Here is a 23,021-nt window from a genome sequence, read left to right as displayed (position 1 = left end):
TTGAACCCCGCAAGGGGTTCAAGGTTTGACCATCAGCGGCGACGGAACAGCGGCAGCGGCTCGTCGGTGGCGGCTTGATAGCTCACCGAGAAGTCCTTGAGACCTTCCAAGGCTTCGTACGGGTCTTTGTCGGCGCGTATTGCAAACGCATCGAAACCGCAGCGATGCAGATAGAACAACTGGTCGCGCAGAATATCGCCAATTGCCCGCAGTTCACCTTTGAAACCGTAACGGTCACGCAGCAGGCGTGCGTTGGAGTAGTTGCGGCCGTCGGTGAAGGCCGGGAAGTTCAGGGCGATGACTTTGAACTGATCAACGTCATCGCCGATTTCTTCAGCTTCTTCATCGGCATCCAGCCACACACCCAAGCCGCCATCGCGAGCCTTGAGCATACGGCTGTGTTCGCGCCACAGCTGCAACGGGACGATCAGGTCATCGCAGTTGCTGATCTCGTCGATGTTGAAGTCCTTGGGCAACAAGTGCCAGGTTTCATCGACGACCTCGTTGTTCTTAATTATTCGCTGCATAGACGCGCTCCTTGAAGAGGTCGATGCCAATACGCTGATAGGTGTCGATGAAACGCTCGTCTTCGGTACGTTGTTCGATGTACACGTCGATCAGCTTTTCGATCACGTCAGGCATGGCTTCCTGGGCAAAGGACGGGCCAAGGATTTTACCCAGGCTGGCGTCACGACTGGCGCTGCCACCGAGGGACACCTGGTAGAACTCTTCGCCTTTCTTGTCCACCCCGAGGATGCCGATGTGGCCGACGTGGTGGTGACCACAGGCGTTCATGCAGCCGGAGATGTTCAGGTCCAGTTCGCCGATGTCGAACAGGTAGTCCAGGTCATCGAAACGACGCTGGATCGATTCGGCAATCGGGATCGACTTGGCGTTGGCCAGCGAGCAGAAGTCACCGCCCGGGCAGCAGATGATGTCGGTCAGCAAGCCAATGTTCGGCGTGGCGAAACCTTGCTCGCGCAACTCGCCCCACATCGCGAACAGTCGGGACTGTTCCACGTCGGCGAGAATGATGTTCTGTTCGTGGGACGTACGCAGTTGACCGTAGCTGTAACGATCGGCCAGGTCGGCCACGGCGTCGAGCTGCTTGTCGGTGATGTCGCCCGGTGCCACACCGGTTGGCTTCAGGGACAGGGTTACGGCCACATAGCCCGGCTTCTTGTGCGCCAGGGTATTGCGCGTGCGCCAGCGGGCGAAACCCGGGTGCTGCTGGTCGAGCTCGGCCAGTTCGGCGGTTTGGTTGTCCAGCGCCTTGTAGTCCGGGTCGACGAAGTGCTTGGCAACACGCTGCAGTTCGGCCTCGGTCAGCGTGGTCTGGCCACCACGAAGGTGCTCCATTTCCGCGTCGACCTTTTGCGCGAAGACTTCAGGCGTCAGCGCCTTGACCAGAATCTTGATGCGTGCCTTGTACTTGTTGTCGCGACGACCATAGCGGTTGTAGACCCGCAGGATGGCGTCGAGGTAGCTCAACAGGTCTTGCCACGGCAGGAATTCATTGATGAACGCGCCCACTACTGGCGTACGGCCCAGGCCACCACCGACCAATACACGGAAGCCCAGTTCGCCTGCGGCGTTGTGCACGGGCTCAAGGCCAATGTCATGAACTTCGATGGCGGCACGGTCAGACGTCGAACCGTTGACAGCGATCTTGAATTTACGCGGCAGGTAGGCGAATTCCGGGTGGAACGTGGTCCACTGACGGACGATCTCGCACCATGGGCGCGGATCGATCAATTCATCGGCGGCGACACCGGCGAACTGGTCGGTGGTGACGTTGCGCAGGCAGTTGCCGCTGGTCTGGATCGCGTGCATCTGCACGGTCGCCAGTTCAGCGAGAATGTCCGGAATGTCTTCCACGGCCGGCCAGTTGAACTGCACGTTCTGCCGGGTGCTGATATGGGCATAGCCCTTGTCATAGTCGCGGGCAATTTTGGCCATCATTCGCACTTGGCGCGAAGTCAGTTGGCCGTAAGGCACCGCCACTCGCAACATCGGCGCGAAACGCTGGATATAAAGCCCGTTTTGCAGGCGCAGGGGGCGGAATTCTTCTTCGCTCAGCTCCCCTGCCAGATAGCGTCGGGTCTGATCACGGAACTGCTTGACGCGGTCCTCGATGATCCGCTGATCGTATTCGTCGTATACGTACATATAAGTCCTGTTCTCAGGCTTGGGTCGCTCGGATACAGCTGCGTTTTTGTGCTTGCCGCAGTCCAAGAACCTCTGCAATTCTGCGCGCACGGCCGCGCTCTCCCTACGGAGCCGGGGCAAGATACCAGTTTGCGGTTATGCGCAAAAGTGATGTTTGAGTATATGTAAAGAACCAAAGTGACTAACAAGAAACGTTATGACTAAACCCTTATTTGTGATGCGGGCAATCGTCGTCTTTACTGTGGTCGAGTCTTTGTGCAATCACCGATAAAACCGACAAGAGGCGATGCAATGAGCAACCCTACCAAAGCTACAAAGCCTGACAGTACGGTCGATGCTTGGGCGATCTTGTTTCTGATCATCCTGGTCGTGGGCACGGCGGTATTCTGGGTCAGCCATCAATAACCGACCCCGTCCGGGTCCCGTTCCGACGATTGTCGGACAAAAACCGGAATAAACGCCGTTTTACGGAACCTCACTGGCTATAATGCGCGGCGGAGTTTCTGGGGGCTCGGACGTTAATGTTGAAGTTTTTCTACACCTTCCTGTTGATGCTTTGCGCGGTTTACGGACCGGCTGCGCGTGCGGAATCGGTGCTGTTCCTGAGCCCCGGCTCCACCCAGGAAGCCTTCTGGCTCAGTTACTCGCAATTCATGCAGGCAGCTGCCAGAGATTTGGGCATCGACCTGCGGATTCTTTATTCTCAGCGCATGCCGGAACTCACGGTGGCGCAAGCCCGTCTGGCGCTGCAAGGGCCTGATCGCCCGGACTATCTGGTTTTCGTCAACGAACAGTACGTCGCCCCGCAAATCGTGCGTCTGGCCCAAGGCAGCGGTGTAAAGCTGTTCATGGTCAATGCCGCGTTGACGCCAAACCAGCAATCCCTGTTAGGTGAGCGCGCGGACCAACTGGACAGTTTGGTGCCTAACGACGAGGAGGGCGGTTACCTGATGCTCAAAGAGCTGATCCGCCAGCATCCACCGGCTTCGCGAGATCAGCCCATTGAGTTGCTGGCGTTCTCCGGTCTGAAAATCACGCCTACGGCGCAACTGCGCGAACAAGGGATGATGCGCGCCTTGGCCGAGCACCCTGAAGTGCGTTTGCGCCAATTGGTTTATAGCGGCTGGACCCGTGGCCGCGCCTATGAGCAAGCGAAAATGTTGTTCCGGCGCTATCCGAAAGTCTCGCTGATATGGTCAGCCAACGACGAAATGGCCTTCGGCGCGATGCAGGCATTTGCAGAGACCGGTGGGCAACCTGGCAAAGACGCGTTTTTCAGCGCAGTCAACGCTTCTCCCTCTGCGTTACAAGCGATAATCGACGGTCGCCTGAGTGTGCTGCTGGGCGGTCACTTCACCTTGGGGGGCTGGGCGCTGGTGCAGTTGCATGACGAAGAGCGGGGCGTCGATCTCGATCAGTATGGCGGCCGCCAACGGCTGATCCCGCTGCTGCAACTGATCGACAAGGCGCAAGCCAAACAGCTGCTGGCCTTGGGAGCATCGCCGGACTATGGCGTGAACTTCCGTCGACTTTCGGCCAAGGGGCGGCCAACTTCCTATCGTTACCCGTTCAGCCTGCAAACGTTGATGCGCTAAACCCCGGCCAGATGCACCACCAGTTGCACGATGCCGTACAGGGTCAACGCGAACACTGCGGTGAATAAAATCCCCAGAATCACGAAATGACTCGGTTTGCCGTGAGTGAAGTCCCGGGCCCGATTCTTCCCGCTCTGCACCCCGAACGCGGCGGCCATGACGCTGTGCAGCATCTGCCAGAAGGTCGGCGGTTTGTTGTCGACTGGATCGTCCATAAATCCCTCGTCACGTATGTATGAGCCATAAGCATAGACCTACGGCGGACACAAACAACTGTGGGAGCAAGCCTGCTCGCGATGGGGTCCTTTCAGTCAAAACAATATTGACTGTCAAGCCGCTATCGCGAGCAGGCTCGCTCCCACAGGGGATTACTGCTGGCCACAGTATTGTGGCCAGGTAGCTGACTTAGTTGTCGTAACCCAGGTTTGGCGCCAACCAACGCTCGGTCACGCTCAACTCCTGACCTTTACGCGACGTGTAGCTTTGCACCTGGTCCTTGTCGATCTTGCCCACGGCAAAGTACTGCGCCTGCGGGTGAGCGAAGTACCAGCCACTGACCGCCGCCGCCGGGAACATCGCATAGTGCTCGGTGAGGAACACGCCGCTACGACCGGCCTTCAGCTCTTCAGCCTCCGGATCCAGCAGTTTGAACAGCGTGGMYTTCTCGGTGTGATCCGGGCACGCCGGGTAGCCCGGGGCAGGGCGGATGCCGGTGTATTGCTCTTTGATCAACGCCTCGTTGTCGAGCGTCTCGTCCTTGGCGTAACCCCAGTAGTCTTTACGGACCTGCTGGTGCAGCCATTCGGCGCAAGCCTCGGCCAAGCGGTCGGCCAACGCCTTGACCATGATCGAGTTGTAATCGTCGCCAGCGTCCTGGTAAGCCTTGGCCACTTCTTCGGCACCAATGCCGGCGGTGGTGATGAAGCCGCCCACGTAGTCGGTGACTTCGCTGTCCTTCGGCGCGACGAAGTCGGCCAGGGAGAAGTTCGGCTTGCCATCGGTCTTGATAATCTGCTGGCGCAGGTGATGCAACTTGGCAATCGCCTTGCCATCATCGCCATAGACTTCAATGTCATCGTCACGCACCTGGTTGGCCGGCCAGAAGCCGAACACCGCACGGGCGCTGATGAGTTTTTCGTCGATCAGCTTGGCGAGCATTTCCTGGGCATCGGCGTACAGCGAGGTAGCGGCTTCACCGACCACTTCGTCTTCGAGAATGCGCGGGAATTTGCCGGCCAGGTCCCAGGAGATAAAGAACGGCGTCCAGTCGATGTATTCGGCCAGAACCTTGAGGTCGATGTTGTCCAGCACTTTGGAGCCGGTAAACGTCGGTTTGACCGGTTCGTAGGTGCCCCAGTCGAACTGCGGCTTCTTGGCGATGGCCGCTGGGTAGCTCAGGCGTTCGGTGCGCGCGCTGCGGTTGGCGGTGCGTTCGCGAACGTCGATATATTCCAGGCGGGTTTTCTCGACGAACGCCGGTTTCAGTTCCTTGGACAGCAACTGCGTTGCCACGCCGACGGCGCGGGAGGCGTCGGTGACGTAGATCACCGCGTCGTTGCTGTATTTAGGCTCGATTTTTACTGCCGTGTGGGCCTTGGAGGTGGTCGCGCCACCGATCATCAACGGCAGGTAAAAGTCCTGACGCTGCATTTCGCGGGCGACGTGGACCATTTCATCCAGCGAAGGCGTGATCAGGCCGGACAGGCCGATGATGTCGCACTTCTGCTCTTTGGCCACTTGCAGGATTTTTTCTGCCGGCACCATCACACCGAGGTCGACGATGTCGTAGCCATTACAACCGAGCACCACGCCGACAATGTTTTTGCCGATGTCATGTACGTCGCCTTTTACCGTCGCCATCAGGATCTTGCCCTTGGCTTGCGGTTTGTCGCCTTTTTCCAGTTCGATGAACGGGATCAAGTGCGCCACAGCCTGCTTCATTACACGGGCGGATTTCACCACCTGCGGCAGGAACATTTTGCCGGCGCCGAACAGGTCGCCGACGATGTTCATGCCGGACATCAGCGGGCCTTCGATCACTTCAATCGGGCGAGCGAAGGACTGGCGCGATTCCTCGGTGTCTTCAACGATGTGCGTGGTGATGCCCTTGACCAGCGCATGCTCCAGGCGCTTGTTGACCGGCCAGCCGCGCCATTCTTCGGTCTCGGCTTCCTTGACGCTGCCGTCGCCCTTGTACTTGTCGGCGATGGCGAGGAGGGCGTCGGTGCCTTCCGGGGTGCGGTTGAGGATCACGTCTTCGACGGCGTCGCGCAGCTCTTGCGGGATCTGGTCGTAGATCTCCAGCTGGCCGGCGTTGACGATGCCCATGGTCAGGCCGTTGCGGATCGCATACAGCAGGAACACCGAGTGGATGGCCTCGCGCACCGGGTTGTTGCCACGGAACGAGAACGACACGTTGGACACGCCGCCCGAGGTCAACGCGTACGGCAGCTCGTCGCGGATGTAGGCGCAGGCGTTGATGAAGTCCACGGCGTAGTTGTTGTGTTCTTCAATGCCGGTGGCCACGGCGAAGATGTTCGGGTCGAAGATGATGTCTTCCGGCGGGAAGCCGACTTCGTTGACCAGAATGTCGTAGGAGCGTTTGCAGATTTCTTTCTTGCGCGCTTCGGTGTCGGCCTGGCCGGCCTCGTCGAACGCCATCACCACTACTGCGGCGCCGTAGCGCTTGCACAGTTTGGCGTGATGGATGAACTGCTCGACGCCTTCTTTCATGCTGATCGAGTTGACGATGCCCTTGCCCTGGATGCACTTGAGGCCGGCTTCGATCACCTCCCACTTCGAGGAGTCGATCATGATCGGCACGCGGGAGATGTCCGGCTCACCGGCAATCAGATTGAGGAAGGTCACCATGGCCTTCTTCGAATCGAGCATCCCTTCGTCCATGTTGATGTCGATCACCTGGGCGCCGGCTTCGACCTGCTGCAGGGCGACTTCCAGGGCTTCGGTGTAATTGTCTTCACGGATCAAACGAGCAAACTTGGCGGAACCGGTGATGTTGGTCCGTTCGCCGACGTTGACGAACAACGAGCTACGATCGATGGTGAACGGTTCCAGGCCCGACAAGCGGCAGGCCTTGGGGATTTCCGGAATTTGACGCGGTGCGTAACCGGCCACGGCTTTGGCGATGGCTTCGATGTGGCCCGGCGTGGTGCCGCAGCAGCCACCGACAATGTTCAGGAAACCGCTTTGGGCGAACTCTTCGATGACCTTGGCGGTGTCCACCGGCAGCTCGTCGTACTCGCCGAATTCGTTCGGCAAACCGGCGTTCGGGTGTGCGGAAACATGGGTGCCGGCCTTATTCGACAGCTCTTCCAGGTACGGGCGCAGTTCGCTGGCACCCAGGGCGCAGTTCAGACCAACCGAGATCGGCTTGGCGTGGGCCACGGAGTTCCAGAATGCTTCGGTGGTCTGGCCGGAGAGGGTGCGGCCGGAGGCGTCGGTGATGGTGCCGGAAATCATGATCGGCAACTCGATGCCCAGCTCTTCGAACACACCTTGTACGGCGAAGATCGCCGCTTTGGCGTTCAGGGTGTCGAAGATGGTTTCGATCAGGATCAGGTCGGCGCCGCCTTCGATCAGGCCCTTGGTGGATTCGGTGTAGTTCTCCACCAATTCATCAAAGGTCACGTTGCGGTAGCCGGGGTTGTTCACGTCTGGCGACAGCGAGCAGGTGCGGCTGGTCGGGCCCAGTACGCCCGCGACGAAGCGCGGCTTGTCCGGGGTTTCCAGGGTCTTGGCGTCGGCCACCTTGCGGGCCAGGCGTGCGCCTTCTACGTTTAACTCATACGCCAGGGCTTGCATGCCGTAGTCGGCCAGGGAAATCTGGGTGGCGTTGAAGGTGTTGGTTTCCAGAATGTCGGCGCCGGCATCCAGATAAGCTTTCTCGATGCCACCAATCACATCCGGGCGGGTCAGCACCAACAGGTCGTTGTTGCCTTTGACATCGCTTGGCCAGTCAGCAAAGCGTTTGCCACGGTAATCCTGTTCTTCGAGCTTGTAGCTCTGGATCATCGTGCCCATGCCGCCATCGAGAATCAGGATGCGCTCTTTGAGGGCGTGCTTGAGAGCTTGAAGGCGAACACTGCGATCGGACATTTGGACTACTCGGAAAGACCATGACGAAGGGGCGGGATCATAGCAAACCTGTGCGCTTTTAGAGCATGCCCCGGTTTTTCATGAATATCGTTCATGTTGGTACGGGCGTCCACCCGGTAGAATCGCGGCGATTTTTCATGATTGGGACCAGGGATATGTCGTATCGCGTCATCATCAGCATGTTTATGCTGCTTCTAAGCTGGGACGCCGCTGCGCAAGGTCCGGCCATTTCCTCTGCTATTTCCTACAGCCGCGACATACAACCGATCTTTACCGAAAAGTGCGTCGCCTGCCACGCGTGCAACGACGCCGCCTGTCAGCTCAACCTCGGCAGTGGCGAAGGGGCAGCGCGTGGCGCCACGAAAGTCCCGGTCTATGACGGCGATCGCGTTACCGCCGCCGCACCGACCCGGCTGTTTTACGATGCCTTCGGCAAGCACGCCTGGCAGCAAAAGGGATTTTTTCCCGTGCTCGACGCCCAAGGCAGTCAGGCGGCGTTGATGGCGCGGATGCTTGAACTGGGCCACAAAACCCCGCTGCAACCCAACGCTAAAATTGCGCAAGACATCGTGCTGGGGCTGAACCGGGAAAACATGTGCGCCATGCCGGCGCAATTCGATGGTTACGCCCGTTCGCATCCCAAAGAGGGCATGCCGCTTGCCGTCACCGGCCTGACCGATCAGCAATACCAGACGCTGCAACGTTGGCTGGCGTCGGGTGCGCCGATTGATGAGCAGGGGCTGGTGCCGAGCGCGAAAGAAGCGTTGCAGGTTGTGCAGTGGGAAAACCTGCTCAACGCGCCTGGCTCCCGGCAGAGCCTGGTGGCGCGTTGGCTGTTCGAGCACTGGTTTCTTGCGCATATCTACTTCAAGGACGGCGAGTCAGGGCACTTCTTCCAGTGGGTGCGTTCCCGTACGCCAACCGGTCAGCCGATTGACCTGATCACCACACGCCGCCCGAATGACGACCCCGGCACTCAGGTGTATTACCGCCTGTGGCCGGTACAGGGGGTGATTGTGCAGAAGACCCACATCACCTATCCGCTGAGTGCGGCGAAGATGGCGCGGGTCAAAAGCCTGTTTTACAGCGGCAACTGGCAGGTCGATGCCTTTCCGGGTTACGGGCCGGAGCGGCGGGCCAATCCGTTTGCTACGTTTGAAGCGATCCCGGCGCAGGCGCGTTACCAGTTCATGCTCGATAACGCTGAATACTTCGTGCGCACCTTCATTCGCGGCCCGGTGTGTCGTGGCCAGATTGCCACCGATGTGATCCGAGATAACTTCTGGGCGCTGTTTCAGGCCCCTGAACATGACCTCTATGTTATCGACCCCAACTATCGCGGCCAGGCCACGCCGTTGCTGGCGATGCCCGGTCAAAACGATGACGTCGGCAGTGTCTTGAGCCTGTGGCATGACTACCGCGACAAACGTAACGAGTACGAAGCGCTGCGCCGGGACAGCTACGCCGATGCATTGGCGCCCAGCTGGTCGACCTTGTGGGCGGGGAATGACAACGCGCTGTTGAGCATCTTCCGGCATTTCGACAGTGCTTCGGTGAACAAGGGCCTGATCGGTGATGTGCCGCAAACGATGTGGCTGTTCGACTTCCCGCTGCTGGAACGCACCTACTATCAACTGGCGGTGAACTTTGATGTGTTCGGCAACGTTTCCCATCAGGCCCAGACCCGTCTGTACTTCGACCTGATCCGTAACGGCGCCGAGCAGAACTTTCTACGCCTGATGCCGGCCGATTCGCGGGACGGCTACCTCGACGATTGGTACCAGAACAGCGGCAAGTTAAAGATGTGGCTGGATTACGAGGCCATTGATGACGACAAGCCGACCGCGCTGAAACTCGACGAGAAAGACCCCAAGCGCGACTTCGCCCTGCAGTTGCTGGCCCGTTACGGCGATCTCAATGCCAAGCCCGATCCGATCAACCGGTGCGAAGGCGCGTATTGCTCGCGGCCAAATATCGACCCCGCCTTGCAGAGCGCTGAGCAGGCCTTGAGTCGCCTGACTTCGCGCCCGGCGGCCGGATTGAAGGTCATCGACCAGTTGCCGGAAGCGACGATGTTGCGCATCGAAACGGCGAGCGGCAAACGCGAGGTCTACAGCCTGCTGCGCAACCGCGCCCACAGCAACGTGGCGTTCCTGATCGGTGAGTCGTTGCGCTATCAGCCGGGGCTCGACACGCTGACCATTTTCCCGGGCGTGCTCAGCAGCTATCCGAATTTCATGTTCAACATTCCGGCCGACCAGGTGCCGGCCTTCGTCGATGCGATGGAAAGCGCCAAGGATACCGACAGCTTCGAGAAAATCGTCGAACGTTGGGGGATTCGCCGCAGTCATCCGCAATTCTGGTTCTATTTCCACGACCTCAGCCAGTACGTCCACGAGACGGACCCGGTGGAAGAGGGCGTGCTGGACATGAATCGCTACGAAAACCTTTGATTCACCGCAATCCCCTGTAGGAGCTGGCTTGCCAGCGAAGAGGCCGTCAAATTCAGCATATATGTTGATTGATCCGACGCCTTCGCGAGCAAGCTCGCTCCTACAGGAGAGCAGAGTTTCTTTCCCGACAAAAATACTAGGACTTTGTGCGGCGCGTTGATTGGCGTAAACTGCGCCCAAGCCTGCGAGGAGTTTCCATGACCGCTATAACCATTACCGACGCCGCCCACGATTATCTGGCTGACCTGCTCTCCAAGCAGAACACCCCGGGTATCGGCATCCGCGTCTTTATCACCCAGCCTGGCACCCAGTACGCCGAAACCTGCATTGCCTACTGCAAGCCGGGCGAAGAAAAACCTGAAGACACGGCGTTGGGGCTGAAAAGCTTCACGGCCTACATTGACTCGTTCAGCGAAGCGTTCCTGGACGATGCGGTGGTCGACTACGCCACCGACCGCATGGGCGGCCAGCTGACCATCAAGGCGCCAAACGCCAAAGTGCCGATGGTCAACGCCGACAGCCCGGTCAACGAGCGCATCAATTACTACCTGCAAACCGAGATCAACCCGGGGCTGGCGAGCCACGGCGGTCAGGTTAGCCTTATCGATGTGGTCGAAGACGGCATTGCCGTTCTGAAATTCGGCGGTGGTTGCCAAGGCTGCGGCCAGGCGGACGTGACCCTGAAGGAAGGCATCGAGCGCACCTTGCTTGAGCGAATTCCTGAATTGAAGGGTGTGCGCGACGTGACTGACCACACGCAGAAAGAAAACGCCTACTACTAAGGTGTTCGCTGCGAAAGTAAAAAACGGCACCCGTGAGTGCCGTTTTTTTATGGGTGAAATTCACTGGCCCCTTCGACTTGCTCGCGAAGGGGCCCTATGGGCGATAGAGATGCGCATGCCCCGCGCGATACAGCGAAGACTCGCTAAAGTGGTCACTGCCCAACACCCGTCCCACCAGAATCAACGCCGTACGTCGAAACCCCTTGGCTTCAACCTTCCCGGCAATGTCCTCAAGCGTCCCCACCACCCAATCCTGATCTGGCCACGTCGCCCGGTGAATCACCGCAATGGGGCAGTCAGCGCCGTAATGCGGCAGTAGTTGCGCAAGGATTTTCTCCAGGTGGTTCACGCCCAAATGAATGGCCATAGTCGCCCCGTGTTGCGCCAGACTGCCCAGTTCTTCCCCGGCCGGCATGGCGGTCTTGTCGGCGTAGCGGGTCAGGATCACGCTCTGCGAAATGTCCGGAAGGGTCAGTTCCGCCCCTAAAAGCGCCGCACACGCCGCCGTCGCCGTGACACCCGGAACGATTTCAAAAGGAATATCGAGCTCGCGCAGGTAGCGAATCTGCTCGCCAATCGCGCCATACAGGCTCGGATCGCCGGAATGCACCCGCGCCACGTCCTGGCCGTTGGCGTGGGCAGTTTTGATCAGTTCAATGATCTGTTCCAGGTGTAATTCGGCACTGTTGACCACCTGTTCGGCGCGATGGCCTTCCAGCACGGCCGCAGGTACCAGGGAGCCGGCGTAGATGATCACCGGGCAGCTGCGAATCAGCCGTTGGCCTTTGACCGTGATCAGTTCCGGGTCGCCGGGCCCTGCGCCAATGAAGTAGACGGTCATCGTCGATTCCTGTGAAAAAAGAGGCTGGGCAAGGCTTCAGATGAAGATTGCTCATGATCGAATGCGCGAGTATCAGGGATATTACGCAGCGCCGGCCAACGCCAAGGTCGCCTGAGCGTATTTTTGTCGGGATATCAGCAGTTTCACCGGGACTTGGGCCAACTGTTCGGCCAGTGCCAGGGCGGCACTTTCCGCTACGCCATAGCAGCCGGTACGCTCGAAGGCGATTTCTGAATGGTGGGTGAGTTTGGGGTGATAACCGGCCAATTGTTCACTGCTGAAAAACGTCAACGGCAGCGCAAGTTGTGCGGCCAGCTCGATCAGGCCCAATTCGTCGCGCTTCAGGTCAATGCTGGCCAGGGCCTTTATCTCGTGAAGTCCGATTTGATGAGCCTGTAATGCCTGATCAAGCAATGCCCGCAACGTGCTGACAGGGCAGCCGCGCTGGCAGCCCAGGCCGACCACTAACGTCGGCACTGTGCTGGCATTTGTCATGCGTGGTATTGGCCATCGCTTTTGCGGCGGAACAACCAGGCACTGATCAGGCCCAAGGCCAGCCAGAACGCTACGTTGGTCAGCTGCGAAGCGATTTTGAACTGTGCTTCCAGGGCTTCTGGCGCAAGCATCGAATGCACTTCAGGTTGTGGTGCGCCGATGACATGCGGAACGGCCAGGATCGCCACGCCCAACACCTTCATCAGCCAATGGCGGCTGAACACGATCAGGGTGATACCGGCTGCTGTGGACGCCGCAGTGCCGATCCACCAGATCTGCCGTTGCGCCAGATCGGCCGCGGCAGTGCCCGGCAATTCAGGCGGCAGGCCGAGGGTCGGTGCGAGAACAAACGTCGCGTAACCGGCCAGGCCCCAGAGCAGGCCTTGTGCGGTGCTGTTTGGCGCACGTAAGGTGTAGAGGCCGGCAAGCATCAGGGCAAAACCGACGGCCACCACCAGGTTGCCGCCGGTAGTCGACAGCACGCGCTGCCAGCCATCTTCCGGCTCCCAGGCCTCGGCGTCGTGGGTATGGCCGGCCATGGCGCCCTCGGCGTGTTCATGGGGTTGAACCAGCGCCGGCTCGGTTTTTTCGTAGGATTCCGCCTGAAGAATCAACGGTGCGACCCAGAAGCTTTGCAGCAGGGTCAGTAGCAGGGCGGCCAGCAGCCCGGTGAACCCTGCGGTTTGCGCAATACGCTTGATCATTTCGGCTGCTCTCAATGGCACGGGAAAGCAGAGCTGTGACGGGTATCGTGCGCGGCGTTGTGCACCGCCTCGATGTGCGAGAAACCGGCGAAATACACAAGGCTAGCACCAAGGATCGACGCACACACGGCGGCGGTCAGGCGTTGAGTCAGGGTTGTGGTGGTGCTGGCGGTGCTCTTGTCCGTGTTGCTGCCGGTACTGCTGATAATCGACATGGCGCATCCCTCTGGTGTGTCAGCGGGTGAAAAGAGCGCATGGAAAACCCCTGCGAGTCGGGCACGCAGACGTTCAAACAGCGCCCGCCCACCGCGGGTTTGTTGTTCAGTGACCGTAGCGGTCACTTTGTGTTGCGGGCCGGTCTCCGGGCTCACGAGGGGCGCAGGCTTTCGCCTTGACCTGCAAGCATCACCTTCCCATGCCGAACTGCTGGCACAGTGGATTTGATGCTTCGCTCGCTTACCGTTGCGGGGGCAGCACCGGACTGACATGGCTTTGAGTAAAGCACATGATTCACCGGTTTCCCGTTTCACCCTGTGAAGGGCACCCGTAACAAAGTGCGTAGGAAAKCATGGGCGGGGGATACGCGTCAATTGGCAAGGGTTCGCAACTCGGGATTGTGTCGCCTCAATCGCGGGCAAGCCTTGCTCCTACAAGTGCGCGAAGGAGCAAGGCTTGCCCGCGCTGGCGTCCCGATGGCCGCCACAAGACATTGACCCGCCCCAGCGCGATGCGTAGCCTTGCGCTTTCGAGGTTCTTCGGCGTTTAGCCGAAGCTAAGAAGGGAACGCGGTCAATGCCGCGGCTGCCCCCGCAACTGTGAACGGTTCAGTTTCTGCCATGCCACTGCATGCGCCAGCCATGGCGCGAGCGGGAAGGCGCAGCAACCGCCAGTCAAACGACTGGCCAGCCGTCAGCCAGGAGACCTGCCTCGACACAGATTCTCACTTTCAACCGGGCGGGGTGATCCGGTGGCGAACTCTTCAGGCACGTGCATCCGCGTTGCCGGTCGTCGTCCCGTATGCCCGCCACCTTGCCAAAGGGCATCCGATGAAAACACTGGCCAAACTCCCCGTCACCATCGTTACCGGCTTCCTCGGTTCGGGTAAAACCACCTTGCTGCGGCACATGCTCGACAACGCTCAGGGCCGTCGCATTGCGGTGATCGTCAACGAGTTTGGCGAGTTGGGCATCGACGGCGAAATCCTCAAGCAGTGCTCCATCGGCTGCACCGAAGAAGAAGCCAACGGCCGCGTTTATGAATTGGCCAACGGCTGCCTGTGCTGCACCGTTCAGGAAGAATTCTTCCCGGTGATGCGCGAACTGGTGGCCCGTCGCGGTGACCTCGACCATATCCTCATCGAAACCTCGGGCCTGGCCCTGCCAAAACCGTTGGTTCAAGCCTTCCAATGGCCGGAAATCCGCAGTGCCTGCACCGTCGACGCGGTCATTACCGTCGTCGACAGCCCGGCCGTGGCCGCCGGCACCTTCGCCGCGTTCCCGGATCAGGTCGACGCCCAGCGTAAACTCGACCCGAACCTGGACCATGAATCACCACTGCACGAGCTGTTCGCCGACCAACTGGCCAGCGCCGACCTGGTGATCCTCAACAAGGCCGACCTGATCAGCCCTGAAGACCTGGCCCGCGTGCGCCTCGAAGTCGCCGAAGAGCTGCCGCCAGCGGTGAAAGTAATCGAAGCCAGCAGCGGTCGCCTGCCGCTGGACGTGTTGATCGGCCTAGGCGCTGGCTCCGAAGAACACATCGACAGCCGTCACAGCCACCACGATCACCACCATGAAGGTGAAGACGATCATGATCACGACGCTTTCGATTCCATTTCCATCGAACTGCCGCAAGCCGACGAAAGCCTGCTGATGGACGCGCTGACGCAATTGGTGGTCCAGCACGGCATCCTGCGCGTCAAAGGCTTCGCCGCGATCCCGAACAAGCCGATGCGCTTGCTGATTCAGGGCGTGGGCACGCGTTTCGACAAGCATTTCGACCGTCAGTGGGGCGCCGATGAAGCGCGCACCACGCGCCTGGTGTTGATCGGCCAGGATCTGGACGCCGCTCAACTCGAAGCGCAATTGCGCGCCGCGCTCAGCGTTTAAGCCATGCACCTGCTCAGGACCCAGCCCGGCGGTTTCGTGTCGGATGACAACATCGCCGACCTTGGCCAAACCCCCGCCGAGCTGGTGATCCTGTGCAGCGGCGATTCCAGCCTCGCGCTGCTTGCTGAAGCCGCGCAGCAACTACCCGACGACTACCCCAGCGTGCGCCTGGCCAACCCGATGCAGGTGCAGAATCACGCCTCGGTCGATCTGTATGTCGATGAAGTGTTGCGTCACGCCAAGGTGATTCTGATCTCACTGCACGGCGGCATCGCCTATTGGCGGTATGGCGTCGAGCGGTTGGTGCAATTGTCCGAACGGGGCGTGCAGCTGATTCTGGTGCCGGGCGATGATCGTCCGGACCCGGAACTCAGCGACCTCAGCACCGTGGAGGCCTGCGACCGTGACCGGCTCTGGCAGTTTTTGCGTCAGGGCGGCATGGGCAATGCCCTGGATTTTTTCCGTTGTCTGGCCACTCGCTGGTTGGGCCGCGATTACGCCTGGGCCGAGCCGCAAATTCTGCCACGCACGGCGATTTACCACCCGCACAAAAGCCCCACTGAACTGAAGGATTGGCAAGCCGACTGGCAGGCCGATCAACCCGTGGCAGCGGTGCTGTTTTACCGCTCGCATTTGCAGGCGGCCAATACCGGTTTTATCGATGTTTTCTGCCAGCGTTTGCAGGCGGCGGGGTTGAACCCTTTGCCGATTGCCGTGGCCAGTTTGAAAGAGCCCGGCTGCCTGACGGTGGTCGAGGATTGGCTGGATGAAGTCGAGGCGGGGGTGATTTTGAACACCACCGGTTTCGCCCAATCCAGCCCAGAAGCACCGCACTTGCGCCCGTTTCGCCGCAACATCCCGGTGATCCAGGCGATCTGCGCCCAGGACAACGAGCCCGGTTGGCGCGCCAGCGAGCAGGGTCTCGGCCCGCGTGATCTGGCGATGCACATCGCGTTGCCGGAGCTGGACGGGCGCATCATCAGCCGTCCGATCAGTTTCAAGGACCTGGCGTGGCGCAGCGAGCGCAGTCAGTCCGATGTGGTGTGTTATCGACCTCAGCCGGAACGCATGGATTTTGTCGCCGAACTGGCGCGGCGCTGGATCGATCTGGCGCGGGTACCGAACAGCGAAAAACGCATCGCCCTGATCCTTGCCAACTACCCGACCCGTGATGGACGCATCGGCAATGGCGTCGGCCTCGACACGCCGGCCGCCACATTGAATATCCTGCGTGCGCTGCATAAAGAAGGTTATCCGTTGGCGGCCGAATTGCCGGACAGCGGTACCGCACTAATCCAGCAATTGCTCGGCGGTGTCAGCAACGACCTCGACACCTTAGACCAGCGTCCGTGTCATCAAAGCCTCGCGCTGGACGAATACAACCGCATGTTCGACGCCTTGCCCGAGGCCAATCGCCAGGCCGTGCTGGAACGTTGGGGCACGCCCGAAAGCGACCCAATGTACCGTGGCGGGCGCATGATGATCGCTGGCCTGCGCTTCGGTCTGACCTTCGTCGGCATTCAACCGGCGCGCGGCTATCAGGTGGACCCGAGTGCGGTGTATCACGACCCGGACCTGGTACCGCCTCACGGCTATCTGGCGTTTTATTTCTGGCTGCGCAACACCTACGGTGCCCACGGCGTGATTCACGTCGGCAAGCACGGCAACCTCGAATGGCTGCCGGGCAAAGGCGTCGGGCTGTCGGAAAACTGCTGGCCGGATGTACTGCTCGGGCCGTTGCCGAACATCTATCCGTTTATCGTCAACGATCCGGGCGAGGGCGCACAGGCCAAACGCCGCACCCAGGCGGTGATTATCGACCACTTGATGCCGCCGCTGACGCGTGCTGAAACCTATGGGCCACTGCGCAACCTTGAGCTGCTGGCCGATGAATATTACGAAGCGCAACTGCTTGATCCGCGTCGTGCCCGCGAGTTACAGCGCGACATTCTGCAACTGGTGCGCGAAACCCACATTGACCGCGAACTGCAACTGGACGAAAAACTCGACAGCGATGCCGATGCGGCGATCTGGTTGCCACGCCTGGACACGTACCTGTGTGATTTGAAGGAATCGCAGATTCGCGATGGCCTGCACATCTTCGGCGAGTCACCGGCCGGGCGGTTGCGCATCGATACGTTATTGGCGCTGTTGCGGATTCCGCGCGGTGATGGCCGTGGTGCGCAATCCAGTTTGCTGCGGGCGTTGGCCAAGGCGTTCGGGTTGGGTTTCGATCCGCTGGATTGTGCGCTGGCCGAGCCTTGGACCGGGCTGCGTCCTGCTGAGCTGCAATCGCTCAGTGATGAGGTCTGGCGTACGGCGGGTGATACGCGTGAACGCCTGGAACTGTTTGCCGCTCAACTCATTTCGCAAACTTTGATGACTGAACCCGGACCCTGTAGGAGTGAGCCTGCTCGCGATGCGGTTCATCATTCAACGTTGATGTCGATTGACACACCGCTATCGCGAGCAGGCTCACTCCCACAGGAGGCGGGTTGGTCGGACGTGCGTGCCATCATCGAAAGCCTGCGTGAAGTCGTCGCGCCACGTCTTGACGCTTGTGGCCCGGCAGAAATGCGCGGTCTGCTCGACGCCCTGAAGGGTCGTTTCGTCCCGGCCGGCCCCAGCGGCGCACCGAGTCGCGGTCGCCTGGACGTGCTGCCGACCGGGCGCAACTTCTATTCGGTGGACGTGCGCAACCTGCCAACCACCACCGCATGGCGCATTGGCTTCCAGTCAGCGAACCTGATTCTCGAACGGCATCTGCAAGATCACGGCGATCACCTGCGTCAGCTCGGCCTGTCGGTCTGGGGCACCGCAACCATGCGCACCGGCGGCGACGACATCGCCCAAGCCATGGCGCTGATGGGCGTGCGTCCGGTCTGGGCCACGGGCAGTCAGCGGGTCGACGATTTCGAAATTCTGCCGCTGAGCTTACTTGACCGCCCGCGCGTGGACGTCACTCTGCGTGTTTCCGGGTTCTTCCGCGATGCCTTTGCCAACCTGATCCGTTTGTTCGACGCAGCCGTGCAAGCGGTTGCAGCTCTGGACGAGCCGGATGACCTCAACCCGCTGGCCGCCAAAGTGCGTGCCGAGCGTGAAGCGTTGATGCAATCGGGTCTGGATGCAGACGCCGCGAACCGTCAGGCTGGCTGGCGGATTTTCGGTGCCAAACCCGGTGCCTATGGCGCCGGTGTGCAGGGCGCTATCGACGGTCGTCTGTGGCAAAGCCGTGAAGACCTGGCCGAGGTTTACCTGAACTGGGGCGGCTACGCTTATGGCGGTTCCGACGAAGGCACCGCTGCCCGCGAACAATTCGCCCAGCGCCTGAGCCAGGTGCAAGCGGTGCTGCAAAACCAGGACAATCGCGAGCACGATTTGCTCGATTCCAACGACTATTACCAATTCCAGGGCGGCATGCTCGCCGCTGTGGAAAGCCTCAGCGGTGAAGCCGCGGCCAGTTACCACGGCGATCACAGTCAGCCGGACTTGCCGAAGATTCGCACTTTGAAAGAAGAGCTGAACCGAGTGATCCGCTCCCGGGCGGCGAATCCGAAGTGGATCGAGGGGGTGAAACGTCACGGCTACAAAGGCGCGTTTGAACTGGCGGCGACGGTCGATAACCTGTTTGCGTTCGACGCCACCACGCAATTGATTGACGATCACCAGTACGCATTGCTGGCCGACGCCTATTTGCTCGACCCGGCGACTCGGGATTTTGTTCGTGAGCACAATCCGCACGCCTTGCGAGACATGACCGAACGGATGCTGGAAGCGCAGCAGCGGGGGATGTGGAAGGAACCGGGCGAGTATCGCGAGGCGCTGGAAAACTTGCTGCTGGATATAGAAGAAGACAGCTAATGCACTTACCCCTGTAGGAGTGAGCCTGCTCGCGATGACATTCTTTCAGCCAACAAAGATGCTGTCTGAAATACCGCTATCGCGAGCAGGCTCACTCCTACAGGTTTAAGGTTCACCTGCCACCGACCATGACCGAGTATTGAAGATGACCGACACCCCGCATTTCCCGTTATCCGCCGTGGTCGGTGCCGACGACTTGAAACTCGCCCTATGCCTGACCGCTATTGACCCGAAAATTGGCGGCGTGCTGATCGAAGGTCCGCGCGGCATGGCCAAATCCACTTTGGCCCGGGGTCTCGCGGACCTGTTGGCCAGCGGTCAATTCGTCACCTTGCCATTGGGCGCCACCGAAGAGCGTCTGGTCGGCACCCTCGACCTCGACGCCGCCCTGAGTGACGGGCGTGCACAATTTTCCCCCGGTGTATTGGCGAAGGCAGACGGCGGCGTGCTCTACGTCGATGAAGTCAATCTGCTGCCCGATCACCTCGTGGACCTGTTGCTCGACGTTGCCGCCAGCGGCACCAACCTGATTGAGCGTGACGGCATTTCCCATCGGCATTCGGCGAAGTTTGTGCTGATCGGCACCATGAACCCGGAAGAGGGCGAACTGCGTCCGCAACTGCTCGACCGCTTTGGCCTGAACGTCGCGCTCAGTGGGCACACAGCACCGACCGAACGCGGCCAGATCATTCGTCGACGACTGGATTTCGACAGCGATCCGCAACGCTTCTGCGCGCAGTGGGAACACCAGCAGCAGTCGTTGCGCGAACGGTGTGAAAAGGCCCGTAGCGTCCTGGCGAGCATCCCCCTTGACGATGAAGCGCTGGCACTGATCACTGAGCGCTGCTTTGCCGCTGGCGTCGATGGCTTGCGCGCTGACCTGGTCTGGTTACGCGCTGCACGCGCCCATGCCGCATGGCGCGGTGCAAACATGATCACCGAGGTCGATATCGACGCCGTCGCCGAGTTCGCCTTGCGCCATCGTCGTCGTGAGCAATCACCGCCGGCACCGCAACACCGTCAGCCGCCGTCTGCACAAAACTCCAACCCGAGCGAAGGCCAGGGCCAATGGGGTGAAATGCCCGCCCAGGCGCTGCCGGTCGGCGCACGCCGCGAAGTGCCGAGCTGGCCAAAAAAGCCCTAGGCATTCGCCCTCGATCTGATGCGGGGGCGAATGCCAGACCCCGCGCAGGACGGCTGGACAATGGCAAGCAAGGCAAACGCCACGCCGCGCGCAGCGGCTCGATCAACTGGCCCGGTACCTTGCTCAACGGCCGGCCACGTCAGCGCAGCGATGTGCTGTTCCACCTGCGCACGCGCTCTGCCCACGAACTGTGGCTGGTGATCGTCGATGCGTCCGCCTCGACCCGACGTCACCAGGCGTTGAGCGATGCCAAAGGCTTGCTGGCGCAACTGTTCGACGATGCCTACCGCCAGCGCGCGCGGTTGGCGTTGTTGACAGCCAGCGGTCTTGCGCCCAAGTGGCAAGTGCAAGGCTTGAAAGCGTCGTCGGGTATGCGCGACTGGCTCGATGGTCTGGGGGCGGGCGGCGGTACGCCGTTATTGGCGGCGCTGGGTGAGGCGGGGCGCTGGCTGGCGATGCGGCAAAAGCGTTTTCCGGCGGAACAGCAGCGGGTGTTGCTGGTGACGGATGGGCGGTTGAAAGAGTGGTCGAGTTTGCCGGTGCTGGAGTGTCCGGGGCTGCTGATTGATATCGAACGTGGGCCGATTCGGTTGGGGCGAGCGAAGCAGATGGCGGTGGAGTTACAAGCGGATTATCGGCACATTGATGAGCTGATTCTGGGCTGAGATTCTGGTTGGCTGTTCCGGCCCTTTCGCTGGCAAGCCAGCTCCTACATTGGTTCTGTAGGAGCTGGCTTGCCAGCGAATGGAACCAACTCGGTCTCAGATTATTTGCCCATCGCCTGCCGGTACTGCCGAGTCCGTCGGCTGATGTACAACTGGTCAAGAATCAGCGCCCACAGCGCCGACACCTGTGGCCGAGGCTTATGCCCGCGACTCAGGCGCTTGAGCTGAAACTTCACCACCGCCATGCTCGCCAGCGCGGCCAGCGGTTTGCGTTTCCACAGAATCGGCGGCAACTGCGGATGGCTGTTGCGGCCTTCGCGCCAGTGTTTGACCAACTGCGGCTCAACCGCCAGTGCTGTGCCGATACCGGCCATGGCGATACCGCTGTCGAGCACCTGTTCGACGACAGCCAGGCGCCGAATGCCGCCCGTCACCATCACCGGCATGCGCGCCACGCTGGCCAGTTCACCGGCCATTTCCAGGAAGTAAGCTTCACGGGCCAATGTTCGGCCATCGCGGGCTTCGCCTTGCATGGCCGGGGCTTCGTAGCTGCCGCCGGAGAGTTCCAACAGGTCGATGTGTTGCTCGTTGAGCCACACAATCACTTGGCGGGCATCATTGGCGTCAAAACCGCCGCGCTGGAAGTCGGCGGAGTTGAGTTTCACCGCCACGCAAAACTGCGGTGAGACGGCTTGGCGAACGGCGCTGACCACGTCCAGCAGCAAACGCGCGCGATTCTCCAGCGATCCACCCCAACGGTCGGTGCGGCGATTGGTCAATGGCGAGAGGAACTGGCTGATCAAGTAACCGTGCGCCGCATGAATCTGCACGCCGGTGAAGCCAGCTTGTTCGGCGAGGGCCGCGCTGGTGGCGAAGCGCGCGATGACCTCGGCGATATCGTCTTCGGACATCGGTTTGGGCTCGGCAAACATCTTCGAAAACGCCCCCATGTCCAGCGCGACGGCGGATGGCGCCAAGGCTTGTTGGCCGAGGTTGGCCATGGTCTGGCGGCCGGGATGATTGAGCTGCATCCAGAACTGTGCGCCACCGGATCGACCGATGGTTGCCCACTGACGAAAGCGTTGCAGATCGCGTTCGTCTTCCAGCACCACGCCACCGGGACCGGTCATGGCGCGGCGGTCGATCATGACATTGCCGGTCAGCAACAGACCGGCTTCGCCCTCGGCCCAGGCCTGATACAGCTGAAACAACGCGCTTGACGGTGCTTGCCCGGTGTCGGCGAGGTTTTCTTCCATCGCGGCTTTGGCGATACGATTGCCGACGGTCTGGCCGTTGGGCAGATTCAACGCTTGGAAGGGCGACATGCTTGACTCCTCATCAGTGAAGAGCAGAGGCTAAGCTTAAAGTTAACTTTAATGTCAAGCAGGCAAATGAGGCCGTGATGAAAATTGGTGAATTGGCGCAGTTAAGCGGGCTGAACGCTTCGCGCATTCGTTTTTATGAGGCTCAGGGCTTGATTCGTCAGGTAGAGCGCTCGGCCAACGGCTACCGGCGGTATCCCGCCCAAGTGCTGCAAACGCTGATGATCATTCAGTGCGCCCAACAGGCCGGGTTTAGCCTCGAAGAGCTGAAGCAGTTGTTACCGGACACCGTGACGGGCGAGTTCAAGCGCGATGAACTGGTGGCGGGGCTTGTGCGCAAGGTCGAGCAGATCGAAGAAATGCAACTTCACCTGGCCCAGAGCAAGGCGAAGTTGCTAGTGGTGATCGAAGGCATCCAGGCGCGGCCTGAAGGGATAGCCTGTGAGGCGAATGCCGAGCGGGTGATGGCGTCGCTCAAGCATCAGTTTTGATCGATGCACGAATCACCGTAAGCCTGGTAGCGCAAGACATGGGTGGTGCCCATCGTGTCGACGTAAGTCATCTCCCGTGGGCCGATTCCGCAATAGTCGCCGTTGGTGATGTTGACGACCTTGGCAATGTTCAGCGGTTTCGAATAGCTGTAATCCTCGACGTTCGAGGGGCTGGAGATGTCGACAGCGGCAGCAGTGCCGCTCAGGCCAATCAGAAACAGCGTGAACAGAAGGCTTTTCATGATGGGGCTCTCGTAGTGGCTACTGAATGATTT

18 protein-coding genes and 2 riboswitches are annotated in these 23,021 nt (G+C 60.2%); of the genes, 8 read left to right on the top strand and 10 right to left on the bottom strand.

The window, feature by feature from the left end:
- Window positions 1–32: 32 nt before the first annotated feature.
- On the bottom strand, window positions 33–527 hold the full coding sequence (locus AC1DWM_RS16855) for a DUF934 domain-containing protein (RefSeq protein ID WP_223513142.1): 495 nt from the start codon (window positions 525–527) through the stop codon (window positions 33–35).
- Window positions 511–2,169 (bottom strand): nitrite/sulfite reductase, encoded by a 1,659-nt coding sequence (locus AC1DWM_RS16850; protein WP_223513146.1) that lies wholly within the window; start codon window positions 2,167–2,169, stop codon window positions 511–513. Before AC1DWM_RS16850 ends, AC1DWM_RS16855 begins: the two co-directional genes overlap by 17 nt.
- A gap of 521 nt (window positions 2,170–2,690) precedes the next feature.
- Between AC1DWM_RS16850 and AC1DWM_RS16845 the strand changes: the two genes are divergently transcribed.
- Window positions 2,691–3,764 (top strand): ABC transporter substrate-binding protein, encoded by a 1,074-nt coding sequence (locus tag AC1DWM_RS16845; protein WP_477795720.1) that lies wholly within the window; start codon window positions 2,691–2,693, stop codon window positions 3,762–3,764.
- On the opposite strand, the gene AC1DWM_RS16840 is transcribed toward AC1DWM_RS16845, so the two are convergent.
- Window positions 3,761–3,979, bottom strand: a complete 219-nt coding sequence (locus AC1DWM_RS16840; RefSeq protein WP_046820154.1) for a DUF2970 domain-containing protein — start codon at window positions 3,977–3,979, stop codon at window positions 3,761–3,763. The two genes, AC1DWM_RS16845 and AC1DWM_RS16840, sit on opposite strands and share 4 nt — an antisense overlap.
- Before the next feature lie 190 nt (window positions 3,980–4,169).
- Window positions 4,170–7,880 carry a methionine synthase gene (gene metH, locus AC1DWM_RS16835; RefSeq protein WP_477795719.1) on the bottom strand — a complete coding sequence of 1,237 codons (3,711 nt, stop codon included), beginning with the start codon at window positions 7,878–7,880 and terminating at the stop codon, window positions 4,170–4,172.
- A gap of 155 nt (window positions 7,881–8,035) precedes the next feature.
- Between metH and AC1DWM_RS16830 the strand changes: the two genes are divergently transcribed.
- Window positions 8,036–10,333: a fatty acid cis/trans isomerase gene (locus AC1DWM_RS16830; RefSeq protein ID WP_477795718.1), complete on the top strand. Its 2,298-nt coding sequence runs from the start codon at window positions 8,036–8,038 to the stop codon at window positions 10,331–10,333.
- A gap of 197 nt (window positions 10,334–10,530) precedes the next feature.
- Window positions 10,531–11,115: a Fe-S biogenesis protein NfuA gene (nfuA, locus tag AC1DWM_RS16825; protein ID WP_007946504.1), complete on the top strand. Its 585-nt coding sequence runs from the start codon at window positions 10,531–10,533 to the stop codon at window positions 11,113–11,115.
- Window positions 11,116–11,209: 94 nt separating this feature from the next.
- Here nfuA and cobM read toward each other — a convergent pair whose 3' ends face one another.
- The 4 genes from cobM to AC1DWM_RS16805 all read right to left on the bottom strand — a co-directional run bounded on the left by cobM (window position 11,210) and on the right by AC1DWM_RS16805 (window position 13,370).
- Window positions 11,210–11,956: a precorrin-4 C(11)-methyltransferase gene (gene cobM, locus AC1DWM_RS16820; protein WP_223513151.1), complete on the bottom strand. Its 747-nt coding sequence runs from the start codon at window positions 11,954–11,956 to the stop codon at window positions 11,210–11,212.
- A gap of 81 nt (window positions 11,957–12,037) precedes the next feature.
- On the bottom strand, window positions 12,038–12,451 hold the full coding sequence (locus tag AC1DWM_RS16815; RefSeq protein ID WP_223513152.1) for a cobalamin biosynthesis protein: 414 nt from the start codon (window positions 12,449–12,451) through the stop codon (window positions 12,038–12,040).
- Entirely contained in the window at window positions 12,448–13,155 is a 708-nt protein-coding gene (locus AC1DWM_RS16810; protein WP_223513153.1) for a CbtA family protein, read from the bottom strand. The genes AC1DWM_RS16815 and AC1DWM_RS16810 overlap by 4 nt, the downstream gene beginning before the upstream one ends.
- An 11-nt stretch (window positions 13,156–13,166) precedes the next feature.
- Window positions 13,167–13,370, bottom strand: coding sequence for a CbtB domain-containing protein (locus AC1DWM_RS16805; protein ID WP_223513157.1), 204 nt, complete (start codon window positions 13,368–13,370; stop codon window positions 13,167–13,169).
- A gap of 120 nt (window positions 13,371–13,490) precedes the next feature.
- A riboswitch (cobalamin riboswitch) is annotated at window positions 13,491–13,718 on the bottom strand.
- A gap of 168 nt (window positions 13,719–13,886) precedes the next feature.
- A riboswitch (cobalamin riboswitch) is annotated at window positions 13,887–14,099 on the top strand.
- Between the two features lie 102 nt (window positions 14,100–14,201).
- On the opposite strand from AC1DWM_RS16805, the gene cobW reads away from it, so the two are divergent.
- The 4 genes from cobW (at window position 14,202) to AC1DWM_RS16785 (ending at window position 20,933) form a co-directional block, all read left to right on the top strand.
- A complete protein-coding gene (gene cobW, locus AC1DWM_RS16800; RefSeq protein WP_477795717.1) occupies window positions 14,202–15,263 on the top strand; it encodes a cobalamin biosynthesis protein CobW in 1,062 nt (353 codons plus the stop codon).
- A gap of 3 nt (window positions 15,264–15,266) precedes the next feature.
- On the top strand, window positions 15,267–19,124 hold the full coding sequence (gene cobN / locus AC1DWM_RS16795) for a cobaltochelatase subunit CobN (protein ID WP_477795716.1): 3,858 nt from the start codon (window positions 15,267–15,269) through the stop codon (window positions 19,122–19,124).
- 145 nt (window positions 19,125–19,269) lie between these two features.
- The gene (locus AC1DWM_RS16790) at window positions 19,270–20,268 is read left to right on the top strand and encodes a magnesium chelatase ATPase subunit I (RefSeq protein ID WP_477795715.1); all 999 of its coding nucleotides are present in this window, start codon (window positions 19,270–19,272) and stop codon (window positions 20,266–20,268) included.
- 53 nt (window positions 20,269–20,321) lie between these two features.
- Window positions 20,322–20,933, top strand: a complete 612-nt coding sequence (locus tag AC1DWM_RS16785) for a vWA domain-containing protein (RefSeq protein WP_411741840.1) — start codon at window positions 20,322–20,324, stop codon at window positions 20,931–20,933.
- Window positions 20,934–21,034: 101 nt separating this feature from the next.
- Here AC1DWM_RS16785 and AC1DWM_RS16780 read toward each other — a convergent pair whose 3' ends face one another.
- Window positions 21,035–22,258, bottom strand: coding sequence for an NADH:flavin oxidoreductase/NADH oxidase family protein (locus AC1DWM_RS16780; RefSeq protein ID WP_477795714.1), 1,224 nt, complete (start codon window positions 22,256–22,258; stop codon window positions 21,035–21,037).
- Between the two features lie 77 nt (window positions 22,259–22,335).
- Here AC1DWM_RS16780 and AC1DWM_RS16775 point away from each other — a divergent pair, with 77 nt between their 5' ends.
- The gene (locus AC1DWM_RS16775) at window positions 22,336–22,746 is read left to right on the top strand and encodes a MerR family transcriptional regulator (RefSeq protein WP_223513170.1); all 411 of its coding nucleotides are present in this window, start codon (window positions 22,336–22,338) and stop codon (window positions 22,744–22,746) included.
- Here AC1DWM_RS16775 and AC1DWM_RS16770 read toward each other — a convergent pair.
- Window positions 22,737–22,988: a DUF2790 domain-containing protein gene (locus tag AC1DWM_RS16770; protein WP_477795713.1), complete on the bottom strand. Its 252-nt coding sequence runs from the start codon at window positions 22,986–22,988 to the stop codon at window positions 22,737–22,739. The genes AC1DWM_RS16775 and AC1DWM_RS16770 overlap by 10 nt on opposite strands.
- Between the last annotated feature and the right edge of the window lie 33 nt (window positions 22,989–23,021).

The organism is Pseudomonas sp. P4_C8 (assembly GCF_056401975.1).
The sequence above is the reverse complement of the archived record's forward strand: the minus strand, read 5'-3'. Positions and strand labels throughout refer to the sequence as shown.

Bases quoted from the DNA above. Each gene is read 5' to 3' on its own strand.
- AC1DWM_RS16780 (WP_477795714.1), bottom strand. From the start codon at position 22,258: ATGTCGCCCTTCCAAGCGTTGAATCTGCCCAACGGCCAGACCGTCGGC.
- cobM (WP_223513151.1), bottom strand. From the start codon at position 11,956: ATGACCGTCTACTTCATTGGCGCAGGGCCCGGCGACCCGGAACTGATC.
- AC1DWM_RS16840 (WP_046820154.1), bottom strand. From the start codon at position 3,979: ATGGACGATCCAGTCGACAACAAACCGCCGACCTTCTGGCAGATGCTG.
- AC1DWM_RS16815 (WP_223513152.1), bottom strand. From the start codon at position 12,451: ATGACAAATGCCAGCACAGTGCCGACGTTAGTGGTCGGCCTGGGCTGC.
- AC1DWM_RS16790 (WP_477795715.1), top strand. From the start codon at position 19,270: ATGACCGACACCCCGCATTTCCCGTTATCCGCCGTGGTCGGTGCCGAC.
- cobW (WP_477795717.1), top strand. From the start codon at position 14,202: ATGAAAACACTGGCCAAACTCCCCGTCACCATCGTTACCGGCTTCCTC.
- AC1DWM_RS16805 (WP_223513157.1), bottom strand. From the start codon at position 13,370: ATGTCGATTATCAGCAGTACCGGCAGCAACACGGACAAGAGCACCGCC.
- AC1DWM_RS16775 (WP_223513170.1), top strand. From the start codon at position 22,336: ATGAAAATTGGTGAATTGGCGCAGTTAAGCGGGCTGAACGCTTCGCGC.
- AC1DWM_RS16830 (WP_477795718.1), top strand. From the start codon at position 8,036: ATGTCGTATCGCGTCATCATCAGCATGTTTATGCTGCTTCTAAGCTGG.
- AC1DWM_RS16810 (WP_223513153.1), bottom strand. From the start codon at position 13,155: ATGATCAAGCGTATTGCGCAAACCGCAGGGTTCACCGGGCTGCTGGCC.
- AC1DWM_RS16845 (WP_477795720.1), top strand. From the start codon at position 2,691: ATGTTGAAGTTTTTCTACACCTTCCTGTTGATGCTTTGCGCGGTTTAC.
- nfuA (WP_007946504.1), top strand. From the start codon at position 10,531: ATGACCGCTATAACCATTACCGACGCCGCCCACGATTATCTGGCTGAC.
- AC1DWM_RS16770 (WP_477795713.1), bottom strand. From the start codon at position 22,988: ATGAAAAGCCTTCTGTTCACGCTGTTTCTGATTGGCCTGAGCGGCACT.
- AC1DWM_RS16855 (WP_223513142.1), bottom strand. From the start codon at position 527: ATGCAGCGAATAATTAAGAACAACGAGGTCGTCGATGAAACCTGGCAC.
- cobN (WP_477795716.1), top strand. From the start codon at position 15,267: ATGCACCTGCTCAGGACCCAGCCCGGCGGTTTCGTGTCGGATGACAAC.
- AC1DWM_RS16850 (WP_223513146.1), bottom strand. From the start codon at position 2,169: ATGTACGTATACGACGAATACGATCAGCGGATCATCGAGGACCGCGTC.